This is a genomic window from Streptomyces sp. NPDC026417 (genome assembly GCF_055567695.1).
In genome coordinates this window covers 1-15,168 of record NZ_JBVHPY010000016.1, presented here as the reverse complement: position 1 = coordinate 15,168, position 15,168 = coordinate 1, and the positions used below count along the sequence as shown (strand labels likewise).

Annotated in this window: 13 protein-coding genes; 8 read left to right on the top strand and 5 right to left on the bottom strand. The window is 72.6% G+C overall.

Annotated features, from left to right (window positions below; genetic code table 11):
* Positions 1 to 685: 685 nt before the first annotated feature.
* Complete coding sequence (locus ACZ4NT_RS24125; protein WP_467727534.1) at positions 686 to 3,124, bottom strand: DEAD/DEAH box helicase; 2,439 nt, start codon at positions 3,122 to 3,124, stop codon at positions 686 to 688.
* A 275-nt stretch (positions 3,125 to 3,399) separates the two neighbouring features.
* Here ACZ4NT_RS24125 and ACZ4NT_RS24120 point away from each other — a divergent pair, with 275 nt between their 5' ends.
* Positions 3,400 to 4,149 carry a ferritin-like fold-containing protein gene (locus ACZ4NT_RS24120; protein ID WP_121406424.1) on the top strand — a complete coding sequence of 250 codons (750 nt, stop codon included), beginning with the start codon at positions 3,400 to 3,402 and terminating at the stop codon, positions 4,147 to 4,149.
* A 157-nt stretch (positions 4,150 to 4,306) separates the two neighbouring features.
* Here the strand turns inward: ACZ4NT_RS24120 and ACZ4NT_RS24115 are convergent, their stop codons facing one another.
* The 4 genes from ACZ4NT_RS24115 to ACZ4NT_RS24100 form a co-directional block, all read right to left on the bottom strand.
* The gene (locus ACZ4NT_RS24115) at positions 4,307 to 4,576 is read right to left on the bottom strand and encodes a hypothetical protein (protein ID WP_121405834.1); all 270 of its coding nucleotides are present in this window, start codon (positions 4,574 to 4,576) and stop codon (positions 4,307 to 4,309) included.
* 170 nt (positions 4,577 to 4,746) lie between these two features.
* A complete protein-coding gene (locus ACZ4NT_RS24110; RefSeq protein ID WP_121405835.1) occupies positions 4,747 to 4,974 on the bottom strand; it encodes a DUF3107 domain-containing protein in 228 nt (75 codons plus the stop codon).
* A 143-nt stretch (positions 4,975 to 5,117) separates the two neighbouring features.
* Positions 5,118 to 5,759, bottom strand: coding sequence for a TetR/AcrR family transcriptional regulator (locus ACZ4NT_RS24105; RefSeq protein WP_121405836.1), 642 nt, complete (start codon positions 5,757 to 5,759; stop codon positions 5,118 to 5,120).
* Between the two features lie 168 nt (positions 5,760 to 5,927).
* Positions 5,928 to 6,149 (bottom strand): hypothetical protein, encoded by a 222-nt coding sequence (locus tag ACZ4NT_RS24100; RefSeq protein WP_121405837.1) that lies wholly within the window; start codon positions 6,147 to 6,149, stop codon positions 5,928 to 5,930.
* A gap of 263 nt (positions 6,150 to 6,412) precedes the next feature.
* Between ACZ4NT_RS24100 and ACZ4NT_RS24095 the strand changes: the two genes are divergently transcribed.
* The 7 genes from ACZ4NT_RS24095 (at position 6,413) to ACZ4NT_RS24065 (ending at position 15,018) form a co-directional block, all read left to right on the top strand.
* Positions 6,413 to 7,438, top strand: a complete 1,026-nt coding sequence (locus tag ACZ4NT_RS24095; protein ID WP_121405838.1) for an alpha/beta fold hydrolase — start codon at positions 6,413 to 6,415, stop codon at positions 7,436 to 7,438.
* 8 nt (positions 7,439 to 7,446) lie between these two features.
* Positions 7,447 to 9,033 carry a DUF3152 domain-containing protein gene (locus tag ACZ4NT_RS24090; RefSeq protein WP_467727530.1) on the top strand — a complete coding sequence of 529 codons (1,587 nt, stop codon included), beginning with the start codon at positions 7,447 to 7,449 and terminating at the stop codon, positions 9,031 to 9,033.
* Positions 9,034 to 9,089: 56 nt separating this feature from the next.
* Complete coding sequence (locus ACZ4NT_RS24085; protein WP_355781599.1) at positions 9,090 to 9,182, top strand: Ms4533A family Cys-rich leader peptide; 93 nt, start codon at positions 9,090 to 9,092, stop codon at positions 9,180 to 9,182.
* A gap of 170 nt (positions 9,183 to 9,352) precedes the next feature.
* Entirely contained in the window at positions 9,353 to 11,074 is a 1,722-nt protein-coding gene (locus tag ACZ4NT_RS24080) for an ABC transporter substrate-binding protein (RefSeq protein ID WP_121405840.1), read from the top strand.
* A 4-nt stretch (positions 11,075 to 11,078) separates the two neighbouring features.
* A complete protein-coding gene (locus ACZ4NT_RS24075) occupies positions 11,079 to 12,071 on the top strand; it encodes an ABC transporter permease (RefSeq protein WP_121405841.1) in 993 nt (330 codons plus the stop codon).
* A complete protein-coding gene (locus ACZ4NT_RS24070) occupies positions 12,068 to 13,084 on the top strand; it encodes an ABC transporter permease (RefSeq protein WP_467727527.1) in 1,017 nt (338 codons plus the stop codon). The genes ACZ4NT_RS24075 and ACZ4NT_RS24070 overlap by 4 nt, the downstream gene beginning before the upstream one ends.
* Positions 13,081 to 15,018 carry a dipeptide ABC transporter ATP-binding protein gene (locus ACZ4NT_RS24065; RefSeq protein WP_467727525.1) on the top strand — a complete coding sequence of 646 codons (1,938 nt, stop codon included), beginning with the start codon at positions 13,081 to 13,083 and terminating at the stop codon, positions 15,016 to 15,018. The genes ACZ4NT_RS24070 and ACZ4NT_RS24065 overlap by 4 nt, the downstream gene beginning before the upstream one ends.
* Positions 15,019 to 15,168 lie beyond the last annotated feature (150 nt).

The window sequence follows — 15,168 nt, the reverse complement described above, 5'->3', positions numbered from 1 at the left end:
TGTCCGTTACCGGCGTGCCTCGGTGGGGTGTGGCCCCGTCTCGACGGGCATGTGATGTACCGGCACGGCCCCTTGCGCCGGAGGGCGGCTGCGGGCTCGTACGGATTGCGCTGCGGGTGGTGGGGGGCCCGCGCACTGGCGTCTGCGGGCGCGTACTCAAGCGCTGTCGGGCAGTGGGTGGGTCGGGGCCGTGCCGGTACATCCGCCCGTCGCTGGTCGGGCACTGAGGTCCGTTACCAGCGTGCCTCGGTGGGGTGTGGCCCCGTCTCGACGGGCATCTGATGTACCGGCACGGCCCCTTCCGTGCACTGGCGGCTGCGGGCGCGTACCGATTGCGCTGCGGGCACGCGGTGCAGGGGGGCAGTCGGCCGCCTCCGCTGCGGGCAGGCGTGCCGCTAGGGGCGGCACGGGTGGGCGCAGGCGGCTCCCCGTTGGCGCCGGGTTCGCCGTCGCACCCCGGCGCGCCAGCCGGGATCAGGGGTGCTGGTGGGCGTGGGGGAGGGGCCCAACCGGGCGCGACGCCGGGGGCTGTTGTACGAGGGGGAGTGGCCCACCCAGGCTGTGCCCCCGTAGGCGCCGGGTTGGCCGTGCTGCGCCGGGGTCGGCCGGAGAAGCGGATGGCGATGCTCGTGGAGATGCCGATGGCCCGGTCCCGCTGGGCGGGGCCGGGCCATCGACGTGGGGATCAGCTGTCCGCGGACTCCGTCGCGGCCACGGCCTTGCGCGTACGCCGACGCGGCTTGGCCTCGGGCTCCTCGGCCGTCTGGGCCGGGATCTCGGCCTCGACGGTGGCGACCGCCGCCTTGCGGGTACGCCGCTTCGGCTGGGCCTCCGCTGCCGCCTCGGCGACCGCCGGCGTGGCGGCCTTCGCACGGCTGCGGCGCGGCTTGGCCTCCGCGGCCTCGGTCGAGGCCTCCACCGTGGCGTCGGCCGCCGTCGCGACGGCCTTGCGGGTGCGACGCGGCTTAACGGGGGCCTTGGCGGCACCCTCGGCCGTGTCGACCGCGGTCTCCGCGGCCTTGCGAGTCCGCCGCTTCGGCTTGGCCTCGGGCTCCTCGGCCGTCTGGGCCGGGATCTCGGCCTCGACGGTGGCGACCGCCGCCTTGCGGGTACGGCGCCTCGGCTTGGCCTCGGCGGCCTCCGCGGTGTCCACGGCAGTCTCGGCGGCCTCCGCCGCCGTGGCCTTGGCGCGGGTCCGGCGCGGCTTGGGCTCCACGGCCTCGGCCGTGTCCACCGCGGTCTCCGCGGCCTTGCGGGTGCGGCGGCGCGGCTTGACCTCGGTGACCTCAGCGGCCTCGGTGGCCTTCGCGGTCTCGACGACCTCGACGGCGGCGGGCGCCTCGGCGACCACGGCCTCCGTCGTCTCCGCGGTCCTGCGGGTGCGGCGGCGGCGCGGCTGCGCGGGTTCCTCGGTGACGCCCTCGGCGGTCGCCACGGCGGCCTCGGCCGACGGCTGCGCGACCACGGTCTCGGCGGCCGCGACCGGCTCCCCGGACGCCCCGTTGCGGGTGCGGCGGCGACGGCGCGGGGTACGGGGCTCGGTCGCCTCCGTGGTCCCGGCCGCCTCGGCGGGCCCGGTGCCCGTCACGGCGGGAGCCGCGGAAGTCTCCTCCAGCGGCGCTCCGTTGCGCGTACGGCGACGGCGACGCGGCGTACGCGCCGGACGCTCACGCTCGCTGTCGCGCACCGGGGCCGGAGCGGCGGTGCGGCCACCACGGCCACCACGCTGCCCACGCCCACCGGTCTCGCCCAGGTCCTCGACCACCTCGGCCGAGAGCCCGGCGCGGGTCCGCTCGGAGCGCGGCAGGACACCCTTGGTGCCGGCCGGGATGTTCAGTTCCTCGAAGAGGTGCGGGGACGTGGAGTACGTCTCCGGCGGGTCCGGGAAACCGAGGTCCAGCGCCTTGTTGATGAGCTGCCAGCGCGGGATGTCGTCCCAGTCGACGAGCGTGACGGCGATGCCCTTGGCGCCCGCGCGGCCCGTACGGCCGATGCGGTGCAGGTACGTCTTCTCGTCCTCGGGGGACTGGTAGTTGATGACGTGCGTGACGCCCTCGACGTCGATGCCGCGGGCGGCCACGTCGGTGCAGACGAGGACGTCGACCTTGCCGTTGCGGAAGGCGCGCAGCGCCTGCTCGCGGGCGCCCTGGCCGAGGTCGCCGTGGACCGCGCCGGAGGCGAAGCCGCGCTGCTGCAGCTGGTCGGCGAGGTCCGCCGCCGTCCGCTTGGTGCGGCAGAAGACCATCGCGAGACCGCGGCCGTCGGCCTGCAGTATGCGCGAGACGATCTCGGGCTTGTCCATGTTGTGCGCGCGGTAGATGTGCTGCGCGGTGTTGCGGACCGTCGCGCCCTCGTCGTCCGGCGACGTCGCGCTGATGTGCGTGGGCTGCGACATGTACCGGCGGGCCAGGCCGATGACGGCACCCGGCATCGTGGCCGAGAACAGCATCGTCTGACGGCGGGCCGGCAGCATGTTGATGATCTTCTCGACGTCCGGCAGGAAGCCGAGGTCGAGCATCTCGTCGGCCTCGTCGAGGACGAGGGACTTGATGTGCTTGAGGTTCAGCTTCTTCTGGCCCGCGAGGTCCAGCAGACGGCCCGGGGTGCCGACGATCACGTCGACGCCCTTCTTCAGGGCCTCGACCTGCGGCTCGTACGCACGGCCGCCGTAGATGGCGAGAACGCGCACGTTGCGGACCTTGCCCGCGGTCAGCAGGTCGTTCGTCACCTGGGTGCACAGCTCACGCGTCGGGACGACGATGAGTGCCTGCGGGGCGTCGGTGAGCTGCTCGGGCTGCGCCCGGCCCGCCTCGACGTCCGCGGGGACGGTGACCCGCTCCAGGAGCGGGAGGCCGAAGCCCAGCGTCTTGCCCGTGCCGGTCTTGGCCTGGCCGATGACGTCCTTGCCCGTGAGGGCGACGGGGAGCGTCATCTCCTGGATGGGGAAGGGACTGAGAATGCCGACGGCCTCGAGGGCTTCGGCGGTCTCGGGAAGGATTCCGAGGTCTCGAAAAGTCGTAGTCAGGGTGCTGCCTCTTCTGTGTACGCGGTGCGAGGCGAGCGCGGGGGTCGTGTCTGGACCGTGCCGGGGACGTCGGCCGCTTGCGGGCTGGCCGAGTGGCATGGGACCACTGCCGACGCTCGAGCGCTCGTACCGCTGAGGGTTCCTCCGGCTGCCGTACGCAATGTGCCGTACGGACGTGGAGGTCTGTCGGGTCGGAGCCGATCGGGCCTCCGACCGGGCATCCTCATTCACGCGGCCCGTCGAATACTCGCCGGGCGCATTACCACCATACCCCGGAATCGCGCACATGCGATGGCCGATCCGGTCACATGGTCGTCGTCACACTGATTGACCAGGGACTTCCGCGCCGCGGTGAGCGGGCTATTGTGCGCTTCATGACGACGCCTGACAACGCCGCTGCCACCCCCGCCGAAGCCACTCCCGCGGCCACCGGAGTCGCCGCCCAGAACTGGGACACGGCCTCCGCCGACCCTCAGTACCGCGCCGCCGTCGTCGACCTCCTCGGAGCGCTCGCGTACGGCGAGCTGGCGGCGTTCGAGCGGCTCGCGGAGGACGCCAAGCTCGCGCCCACCCTCTCCGACAAGGCGGAGCTGGCGAAGATGGCGTCGGCCGAGTTCCACCACTTCGAGCAGCTGCGCGACCGGCTGGCCGCGGTCGGCGCGGAGCCCACCGGCGCGATGGAACCCTTCGTGGCCGCGCTCGACGGATTCCACCGCCAGACCGCGCCCTCGGACTGGCTGGAGGGGCTCGTCAAGGCGTACGTCGGCGACTCGATCGCCAGTGACTTCTACCGCGAGGTCGCCGCGCGCCTCGACAGCGACACCCGGGGCCTGGTCCTTTCCGTCCTCGACGACACCGGTCACGCCAGCTTCGCGGTCGAGAAGGTGCGGGCCGCGATCGACGCCGATCCGCGCGTCGGCGGCCGGCTCGCGCTGTGGGCGCGCCGGCTGATGGGCGAGGCGCTGTCCCAGTCGCAGCGGGTGGTCGCCGACCGCGACGCCCTGTCGACGATGCTGGTGGGCGGCGTCGCGGACGGCTTCGACCTCGCGGAGGTGGGCCGGATGTTCTCCCGGATCACCGAGGCGCACACCAAGCGGATGGCCGCACTGGGGCTGGCGGCCTGACCGCCACCAGAACGACGTGAGTGTCCGGCGAGCCGCCGGGATTGCGGCGGCTCGCCGGACACTCACGCGTCGGACACGGGGGACGCCGGCGGCCCGGGAGTCGGGCCGGACCGGCGTCCGTCGGTTCGGGAGGCGCCGGGTGGCGGCGGTTACGCGCCTACGCCGGCGCCGAATGGCGGCGGAATCTCTCCGCCGGGCGGAGCAGCAGCGACAGCGAGGCGGCCGAGACCGCGACCGCGCCGACCAGGGTCAGCAGGAAGTGGCCGGGTCCGAGCGCGCTGTGGGTCAGGAAGGCTCCGAAGAGGGCTCCGGCGACGCCTGTCGACAGCACCAGACTGTGCGTCGGGAGCCGGTGGGACAGGCGATGCGTCGCCGCCCATGCGAGGGCGAGACCGAGGATCGCGGAGCCGAGCGCTTCCAAAAACATGGTGGGTTCCCTCCCGCACGGCTGGGGCAAATCGGTCGTAGTCGATCTACCCCCGAGGCGCCGAAAGCAACCCTCTCCTGTGGGGGAGATGTGCTCCGTCTGTGCAGTTCAGGTCATGAGAAAGGGGCCCGGCGGCATCGGCCGCCGGGCCCCTCTCCCGCTGTCTCGAACTACAGCGCGCTGAAGCCCACCTTGCGCGTGGTGGGCTCGCCGAGCTCCACGTACGCGAGACGGTCGGCCGGGACCAGGACCTTGCGGCCGTGGTCGTCCACGAGGCTCAGCAGCGCCGACTTGCCGGCCAGCGCCTCGGACACCGCGTGCTCGACCTCCTCGGCGGTCTGACCGCTCTCCAGAACGATCTCGCGGGGCGCGTGCTGCACGCCGATCTTGACCTCCACGGCTTTGTCCCTCCGACGGTCAGTGATGTGCGCGTTCCTCCGCGCCGTACGCAGCACACATTAGCCCGGTGAGGGGACGTACACGTTCCGTCCGAGCACGCCATCAGCGAACAGCGGACGGGAACAAACGCGCCCGCCGTACGTCAGTGCTGTTCGCTGCCGTGCAGCGGGAAGCCGGCGATACCCCGCCAGGCCAGCGACGTGAGCAGCTGGACCGCCTGGTCGCGCGGCACGCTGCGGTCGCTGTGCAGCCAGGACCGGGCCACCACCTGGGCCAGGCCGCCGAGACCGGAGGCGAGCAGCATCGACTCGGCCCGGGACAGGCCCGTGTCCTCGGCGATCACGTCGCAGATGGCCTCCGCGCACTGCACCGTGACCCGGTCCACGCGCTCGCGCACGGCCGGCTCGTTCGTCAGGTCCGACTCGAAGACCAGCCGGAAGGCGCCGCCGTCGTCCTCGACGTACGCGAAGTAGGCGTCCATCGTGGCGCGCACGCGCAGCTTGTTGTCGGTGGTCGAGGCCAGCGCCCTGCGCACCGCTTCCAGCAGGGACTCGCAGTGCTGGTCCAGAAGGGCCAGGTACAGGTCGAGCTTGCCGGGGAAGTGCTGGTAGAGGACCGGCTTGCTGACGCCCGCGCGTTCGGCGATGTCGTCCATCGCCGCCGAGTGATATCCCTGGGCAACGAAGACTTCCTGGGCTGCGCCGAGGAGCTGGTTGCGTCGGGCACGGCGCGGCAGGCGTGTGCCCCGCGGGCGTGCCGCCTCTGTCTGCTCGATGGCTGTCACGCCGCCTCCCAAAATCGTCCACATGCGGTGTGCGCCGCGCCGCCATCGTACTTTTCGGTAACCCCCGTGTGCGCGGTACGGACGGACAATTTCACGGACCGGACGGGGGCGATAGCCGCGCAGACGACGTCAAACAGGGGCAGGGCGGTCAGGGGGTCCACCTTCTCGTCATCGGTAGTCGTCCTCGTCGAGGGTGACGACGCGTGCCTGTTCCACCAGGTCCGCCTCGTTGGCGCTGCTCGGGTCGGCGCCGGTCAGCGGATCGTCCCGGTCGGGTGCCACCTCCGCCTGCTGCTCGGCGGCGTCGGCCTCCGGGGTCTCCTCGTCGATCCCGTCGGTCGTCTCCTCGTCCTCGAACGTCTCCGGATCCGTGGGGTCGATGGTGGCCATGGCGCGGGCTCCCTTCCTGTCGCTTCGTCGCACTCCCCGCTCGGTGAAGCAGGGGCCACGTATGGGTGCCCTGTTTCGAGCCTAGGAGACACCCGATCCGGACGCGATGCGATTCGGGGGCCGATCGCCGCCCCGCGGGCGACCAGTGGCGGGCTGCGCGCTTTCCGTGTTCCGCCCGCCCGGTGTCCCCGCCGCGCGGCGGGGAGGGCTCTGTGACGGCGAACACATGAGCCACTGCGTGATCGTCTCGTAACATTGCCCGCATGTCTTCGACCGAGCTGCCTTCCGTGCTGGCCAACACCGTCACGCCACGGGTCGGTTCCGTACGGGTCGCGGAGGGCGAGCGGCTGCGGTCGGTCGGCCTGCCGGGCGTCACCCTCACGGTGCGGTCGAGGCCCCCGGCCCGGGACGGACTGCCGCCCGCCCTGTACGTGCACGGGCTGGGCGGTTCCTCCCAGAACTGGTCGGCGCTGATGCCGCTGCTCGACGGGATCGTGGACAGCGAGGCACTGGACCTGCCGGGCTTCGGGGACTCGCCGCCGCCGGACGACGGGGACTACTCGGTCACCGGGCACGCGCGCGCGGTCATCCGCTATCTCGACTCCTCCGGCCGCGGCCCGGTCCACCTCTTCGGCAACTCGCTCGGCGGAGCGGTCACGACACGCGTCGCGGCCGTCCGCCCCGATCTCGTCCGAACACTCACCCTGGTCTCGCCCGCGCTTCCGGAGATCCGCGCGCAGCGCACGGCGTGGCCGACGGCGATGCTGGCGCTGCCCGGGGTGACGGCCCTGTTCACCCGGTTCACCCGGGACTGGACCGCCGAGCAGCGCGTCCGGGGCGTCACGGCGCTCTGTTACGGCGACCCCTCGACGGTCACGCCGGAGGGCTTCCGCAACGCGGTCGAGGAGATGGAGCGCCGGCTGGCCCTTCCCTACTTCTGGGACGCCATGGCGCGCTCGGCACGCGGCATCGTGAACGCGTACACGCTGGGCGGCCAGCACGGGCTGTGGCGTCAGGCCGAGCGGGTGCTCGCGCCGACGCTGCTCGTCTACGGCGGCCGCGACCAGTTGGTGGGGTACCGCATGGCCCAGCGGGCCGCCCGTGCCTTCCGCGACTCCCGGTTGTTGACCCTGCCGGACGCCGGGCATGTCGCGATGATGGAGTATCCCGATACGGTGGCCACGGCATTCCGTGAACTACTGGTCGACGCGGGCGAACTCGACGGGTCGGCGGTCACGGACGCCCCGTCCGCAAGGGACGGGGTCGGCAGCGCGGGCGCGGGGAGCTGAGGCGGGGCGTGGGACGTCACAGCCGTCGTGGGCGGGCCGACAAGGGCGACGCCGGCGGCAAGGCCGACGGCAAGCCGGTCGTTCCGAGAGTGACGCTGCCCTCCGCCGGAACGGCGGGGCAGCCACCGGGGGCGGGTGCTCCGCCCCGGGGGGTTCCGCGGCTGCCCGACGGCACTCCCGCCCGTGGTGTGCCGCGTTTTTCCGACGGCACGCCCGCGCACGGGATGCCTCGTCTTCCCGACGGCCCGCCCGCACGGGGAGTAGCTCGTTTCCCCGACGGCACACCTGCGCACGGGACGCCCCGCTTCGCCGACGGCACGCCCGCGCACGGCGTCCCGCGGCTGCCCGACGGGACTCCCGCCCGTGGTGTGCCGCGCTTGCCCGACGGCACGCCCGCGCGCGGCATGCCCCAGGTGCGGGGCGGTCACCCCGAGCAGCGTGAAACCGGCGGCGGCTGGGGGGAGTTGCGGACCGGGGCGCCGGCGGCGGGCGTCGTCGCCGGGTACGGCACGGGCCCGGGCGGGTTCCACGCGGCTCCGCACGGCATGCCGCAGGGCGCGCCGCCCTCCGGACGGTCCGGACCCGGCATACCGCCACAGCGGCAGGAGGCGGCCCACCGGCGCGGCCCGCTGCAGTCCTACGTGGACGCGTTCGACGAGGACGACGACCTCTTCGCGCCCCGCGGGGCCGACGGACACCCCGCCGACCCCCTGGCCGCGCTCGCCGGCCCGGAGGCCGACGCCGACCGGACGGTGCCGGCACGGACCGGGCTGCCCGAGCGGGTGAGGGGCGGCAAGGGGCGGACGTTCGCCGGGATCGCGGCCGCCGCCGTCACGACCGTGCTGGCGGTCGTCGTCGCCGGGCAGGCCGCCGACGGCCGTGCGGACGGCACCGTGCGCCCGCAGGCCGCCGGGGGCGCCGGCCGGGACGCCCGCGACTCCGCCTCGCGCGGCGACCACCGTCCGACGCCCACCGGGACGCCGAGCGTGGTGCCGCTGACGTACGACCAGAAGATGGCCGAGACATACCCGCTCGGGGCGAAGCTCAAGGGGACCGGGAAGTTCGACGCGGTCCTCGGCTTCGACAAGGCGCCCGGCAAGGGGCGCAAGTACACCTACCGGGTCGACGTGGAGCAGGGGCTGGGGCTCGACCCGGAGCTCTTCGCGCAGGCCGTGCAGAAAACCCTCAACGACGACCGGAGTTGGGCGCACGACGGCGCCCGTACCTTCGAGCGGATCTCGTCCGGCAGGCCCGACTTCGTGATCACTCTGGCGAGTCCGGGGACCACCGCCGAGTGGTGCGCCAAGTCCGGACTCGACACCACCGAGGACAACGTGTCGTGCGACTCGGCGGCCACCGACCGCGTCATGATCAACGCCTATCGCTGGGCCCAGGGCTCCGAGACCTTTGGTGACCGGATCCACTCCTACCGGCAGATGCTGATCAACCACGAGGTCGGTCACCGGCTCGGCTACGGCCATGTGACCTGCGACAAGGACGGCGACCTCGCGCCCGTCATGCAGCAGCAGACCAAGTTCCTCGACCATGACGGAATCCACTGCAAGGCCAACCCCTGGCAGTATCCCGGGAGTTGACGCGAGCCCCTCGGGCCGCGTTGACATCAGGCGAAAGTTCGTTCATATTTCTCCGCATGTCGCCTCGTCACGCCTCCGCATGCGCCGCCCTTGAGCTGGCGCTCATCGGTGTGACCGCGCTCTGCGTGGCCGACATTCACTGTCGCTGACGCCCGCCCCCGGCGCGTGCGTCGCGTTCCCCTTTTTCGGGTTCCGTCTGTCTTCACGGCCGTTCTCTCGACGCGCTTTTCGACGCCCGGGGCGAGCTCTGCTCAAGTTCGTCTCACCCTGTGCCGTTCCGTCTCGCCATGCGGGACATTCCTCGAGAGGTCGTCTTCCGATGCGTCAACCGTCCCTCATAGCGCGCCGCGTGGCCGCGGTGTCCGTCAGCCTGGCCGTGGCAGCGGGTGCCGCCGCCTGCGGCCCTGAGGACAACGATGCCAAGAGCACCGGAGGCGACTCCAAGCCGCAGAAGGGAGGCACGCTGACGGTCCTGAACGCCAATCCGCAGGAGGACTTCGACCCGGCCCGCCTCTACACCTCGGGCGGCGGCAACGTGCCCTCCCTGGTCTTCCGCACGCTCACCACCCGCAACCGCGAGGACGGTGCGGCCGGCGCCGAGGTCGTCCCCGACCTCGCCACCGACACCGGCCGCCCGAGCAAGAACGCGACCGTCTGGACGTACACCCTGAAGAAGGGCCTCAAGTACGAGGACGGCAGCGCCATCACGGCCGCCGACATCAAGTACGGCATCGAGCGCTCCTTCGCCGCCGAGCTCTCCGGCGGCGCCCCCTATCTGCGGGACTGGCTGATCGGCGGCGCCGACTACCAGGGGCCGTACAAGGACAAGGGCAAGGGCCTCGACTCGATCGAGACCCCGGACGAGCGCACCCTCGTCTTCCACCTGAACAAGCCCGAGGGGGAGTTCCCCTACCTCGCCACGCAGACCCAGTTCACGCCCGTCCCGAAGGCCGAGGACAACGGCACCGAGTACGAGAAGCACCCCGTCTCCTCCGGCCCGTACAAGGTCGTCAAGAACGAGAACGACGGCGAGCGGCTGATCCTTGAGCGCAATCCGCACTGGTCCGCGGCGACCGACGAGGAGCGCAAGGCCTACCCCGACAAGATCGACGTACGGTCCGGGCTCGACTCCTCCGTGATCAACCAGCGGCTGTCGGCGTCCCAGGGCGCCGACGGCGCGGCCGTCACCACGGACACCAACCTCGGTCCCGCCGAACTCGCCAAGGTCTCCGGCGACAAGGAACTCGCCGCGCGCGTCGGCACCGGGCACTTCGGCTACACCAACTACATCGCCTTCAACCCGAAGGTGAAGCCCTTCGACAACCCGAAGGTGCGCCAGGCGATCTCGTACGCCGTCGACCGCTCGTCCGTGATCAACGCGGCCGGCGGGTCCTCGCTCGCCGAGGCCGCGACGACCTACCTGCCGAACCAGAAGTCCTTCGGCTACACGCCGTACGACCACTTCCCGGCCGGCAAGTCCGGCAACGCCGCCAAGGCCAAGGCACTGCTGAAGGAGGCCGGTTACAAGAACGGGCTGACGGTCACGCTCACCCACTCCAACGCCAAGGACTTCGAGACCAGCCCGGAGATCGCGACGGCCATCCAGGACGCCCTGAAGAAGGCCGGGATCACGGTCAAGCTCCAGGGCCTGGAGGACAACGACTACTCCGACACCGTCCACAGCGCCAAGACCGAGCCCGGCTTCTTCCTCGCCCACTGGGGTGCCGACTGGCCCTCCGGCGGTCCCTTCCTCGCCCCGATCTTCGACGGCCGGCAGATCGTGAAGGACGGCGCCAACTTCAACACCGGCTTCCTGGACGACAAGTCCGTCAACGACGAGATCGACGCGATCAACAAGCTCACCGACCTCGACGAGGCCGCCGAGCGGTGGGGCGCGCTGGACAAGAAGATCGGCGAGCAGGCGCTGACCGTGCCGCTGTTCCACCCCGTCTACAAGCGGCTGTACGGCAAGGACGTCAAGAACATCGTGATCAGCGACTGGACCGGCGTGCTGGACATCTCCCAGGTCGCGGTGAAGTAGCCCGATGAGCGAGGTACTTGTGGCCTCGGAGGCCGCCGGGACGGATCCGTCCGTCCCGGCGGTCTCGGGGGCCGGGCAGTTCTGGCGGCGGCTGCGTGCGCAGCGCGCCGCCCTCGTCGCGGCGGCCGTCGTGGCGCTTCTGGTCCTGGTCGCGCTCGCCGCACCCCTCCTCACGGCGATCGAGGGCCAGGACCCGACCACCTACCACCCCTCGCTGATCGACTCGGCGCGCGGTGGGGTTCCCCTCGGTTCCCTCGGCGGCGTCAGCGGCGACCACTGGCTCGGCGTCGAGCCGCAGACCGGCCGCGACCTCTTCGCCCGGCTCGTGTACGGCGCCCGGGTCTCCCTCGGCGTCGCGCTCGCGGCGACCCTGGTGCAGGTCCTCATCGGTGTGGTGGTCGGCGTCGCCGCGGCCCTCGGCAGCCGGTGGGTCGACCAACTGCTCAGCCGGGCCACCGACATCATCATCGCGCTGCCGCTGATGATCGTGTCCCTCGCCCTGCTCGCGATCGTGCCCGGCGGCTTCCCGCGGCCCGTCCTCGTCGCCCTGATCATCGGGCTGGTGGCCTGGGGCTCGATCGCGAAGATCGTCCGCGCGCACACCCTGACCCTCAAGGAGCTGGACTACGTGGCCGCGGCCCGGCTCAGCGGCTGGGGCCCCTGGCGGGTCGCCCGCCGCGAACTGCTGCCCGCGCTCGCCGCGCCCGTCATCACCTACGCCGCCCTTCTCGTCCCCCTGAACATCACGGTCGAGGCGGCGCTCAGCTTCCTCGGCGTCGGCGTGAAGCCGCCGACCCCCTCCTGGGGGCAGATGCTCACCGCGGCGGACGTCTGGTACCAGGCGGCGCCGCAGTACCTGCTGTTCCCCGCCGGCTCCTTGTTCGTCACGGTGCTCGCCCTGACCGTGTTCGGGGACGGCGTGCGGACGGCCCTCGACCCGCGTGCCGCCTCCCGGCTGCGCGTCGGTACGGGTCGCAGGCGGGAGGCCCGGGCATGAGCGCCTTCCCCTTCTCGTCCGGCTTCGCCGGGTTCGCCGCGCGGCGGCTGGTCGGCGCCGTCGTCACGCTGCTCGCGATCTCCGTCCTCATCTACGCGGTCTTCTACGTCGCCCCGGGCGACGTCGCCCAGATCACCTGCGGCCCGCGCTGCTCACCGGCCCAGGTGCACCAGGTGGCCGAGCAGCTGAAGCTCGGCGACCCGCTCCACCTGCGCTACTGGCACTTCCTCCAGGGCATCTTCGTCGGCCAGGACTTCTCCACGGGCACGTCCGTGCGGCACTGCGGCGCCCCCTGCCTCGGGCTCTCCTACCAGAGCGACCAGCAGGTCACGGCGCTGATCTGGGCGAAGCTGCCGGTCACCTTCTCGCTCGTCCTGGGCGCCATGGTGCTGTGGCTGATCCTCGGCGTCGGCACCGGTGTGCTCTCCGCGTGGCGGCGGGGCCGGGTCAGCGAGCGGGTGCTGACCGGCATCACACTCGCCGGGACGGCCACCCCCGTCTTCGTGATCGGCCTGGTGCTGATGATCGTCGTGTGCGGTCAGTTCCAGCTGCTGCCCTTCCCGCAGTACGTGCCCTTCACCGAGGACCCCGAGCAGTGGGCCTGGAACCTGCTGCTGCCGTGGCTGGCCTTCGCGCTGATCGAGGCCGCCAAGTACGCCCGGCTGACCCGCGCCTCGATGCTGGAGACCCTCGCCGAGGACCACGTGCGCACCTTCCGCGCGTACGGCGTCGGCGAGCGGTCGATCATCGGGCGGCACGCCCTGCGCGGGGCCGTCGCGCCGGTCATCGCGCTGAGCGCCAACGACTTCGGTTCGGCGATCGGCGGCGCCGTGCTCACCGAGACGATGTTCGGCCTGCCCGGCCTCGGGCGTGAACTCGTGCACGCGGTGAACGTCGTCGACCTGCCGGTGGTCGTCGGCATGGTCCTGGTGACCGGCTTCTTCGTGGTGGTGGCCAATGCCGTGGCGGACGTGCTGTTCGCGGTGGCGGACCGACGGGTGGTGCTCGCATGAACCTGGGAAAGACCGACGCGGAGCCCACTCCGGCGGAAGCGGGCCCGGGTGACCCGGCCGAGGGGCCCGGAGGTGGCGGCCCGCTCGTCGAAGTCCGCGACCTGTCGGTCGCGTTCGGCGACCTCCTGGCCGTCGACCGGCTCTCCTTCCGGCTGGAGAAGGGGGCGGCGCTGGGCCTGGTCGGCGAGTCCGGATCCGGCAAGTCCACCGTCGCGTCCGCGCTGCTGGGGCTGCACCGCGGCACCGGAGCCCGGGTCGACGGCGTGCTCCGCGTGGCCGGCACGGACGTCCGGAACGCGTCCGACGAGGAGCTGCGGCGGCTGCGGGGCGCGAGGGCCGCGATGGTCTTCCAGGATCCGCTGTCGTCCCTCGACCCCTACTACGCCGTCGGCGACCAGATCGCCGAGGTGTACCGCGTGCACACCCGCGCGTCCCGGCGGGCGGCACGCGCGCGGGCCGTCTCCGTGCTCGACCGGGTCGGCATTCCCGACCCCGTCCGGAGGGCGCGTTCCCGCCCGCACGAGTTCAGCGGGGGCATGCGGCAACGCGCGCTGATCGCCATGGCGCTCGCCTGCGAGCCGGACCTGCTGATCGCCGACGAGCCGACGACGGCCCTCGACGTGACCGTGCAGGCCCAGATCCTCGACCTGCTGCACACGCTGCGGGAGGAGACCGGGATGGGGCTGCTGCTCGTCACGCACGACGTCGGCGTCGCCGCCGAGAGTGTGGACGACGTCCTCGTCATGCGCCACGGACGCGCCGTCGAGCACGGCACGGTCGGTTCGGTGCTGGGGTCGCCTCGGGAGGCGTACACCCGGGAACTGCTCGGGGCGGTTCCCCGGGTGGACGAGCCGCGGGTGCGGGTCGTCGGCTCTCCGGAGCGGGCGGGCGTTCCCGGGGCGCGCGGTGAGCTGCGTGACCCCGGTGCGTCGGTGTCCGTGCCGGTGCCGGTGCCGGTGCCGGTGCCGGGAGAGCCGCGGGCGGGGGCTCGCGGTCCGTCGGTGTCGGCGTCGGTCCCGGGGGAGCCGCGGGCGGGGGCTCGCGGTCCGTCGGTGTCGGCGTCGGTCCCGGGGGAGCCGTCGGGTGTGTCGCTCGGCGGAGGGCCCGATGCGGATCCCGTCGGTGAGGTCGTTCTGGAAGCGCTGGGTCTGCGGCGGGAGTTCGGCCGCGGCAAGGGCCGGTTCACGGCGGTGGACGACGTGAGCCTGACCGTCCGCCGGGGCGAGACCCTGGGCGTCGTCGGCGAGAGCGGCAGCGGCAAGACGACGCTGGGCCGGATGCTGGTCGGTCTCCTGGAGCCGACGACCGGCTCGGTCCGGTATCGCGGACGCGAACGATCCGGCGTCGGCCCGGCCGTGCAGATGGTGTTCCAGGACCCGGTCTCCTCCCTCAACCCCCGGCGCAGCGTGGGCGAGTCGATCGCCGACCCGCTGCGGGCCCGGGGCGAGCGGGACGAGGGCCGGATCCGGGGGCGCGTACGGGAGTTGCTGGAGCGCGTGGGTCTCGAACCGGCGCACTACGACCGCTACCCGCACGAGTTCAGCGGCGGCCAGCGCCAGCGCGTCGGCATCGCACGGGCCCTGGCCGCCGAACCGCGCGTCATCGTGTGCGACGAGCCGGTGTCCGCGCTGGACGTGACCACGCAGGCCCAGGTCGTCGCGCTGCTCGGCGAGCTGCAGCGGGAACTGGGACTCGCGCTGGTGTTCGTGGCACACGATCTCGCCGTCGTGCGCCGGGTCAGCGACCGGGTCGCGGTGATGCGCCGGGGCCGGATCGTCGAGCAGGGACCGGTCGACGAGGTGTACGCGTCCCCGCAGGACCCGTACACCCGGCAGCTGCTGGCCGCAGTCCCGGCGCTGGATCCGCAGGTCGCGTCCCGCCGCCGGGCCGCCCGCCGGGAGCCGTCCGAGGGTCCACCGAGCGTGGTCGCATGATCTCCTAGCGCGACGGAACGCACCCCGCGCGGGAAAGTTACGACCGTTCACCCCTTCTGGTGGGGGGGGGGGGGGGGGGGGGGGGGGGGGGGGGGGGGGGAGGGGGGGGAGTGGGAGGGGGGGTGGTACGAGCGTCAAGACCGCTTCGGT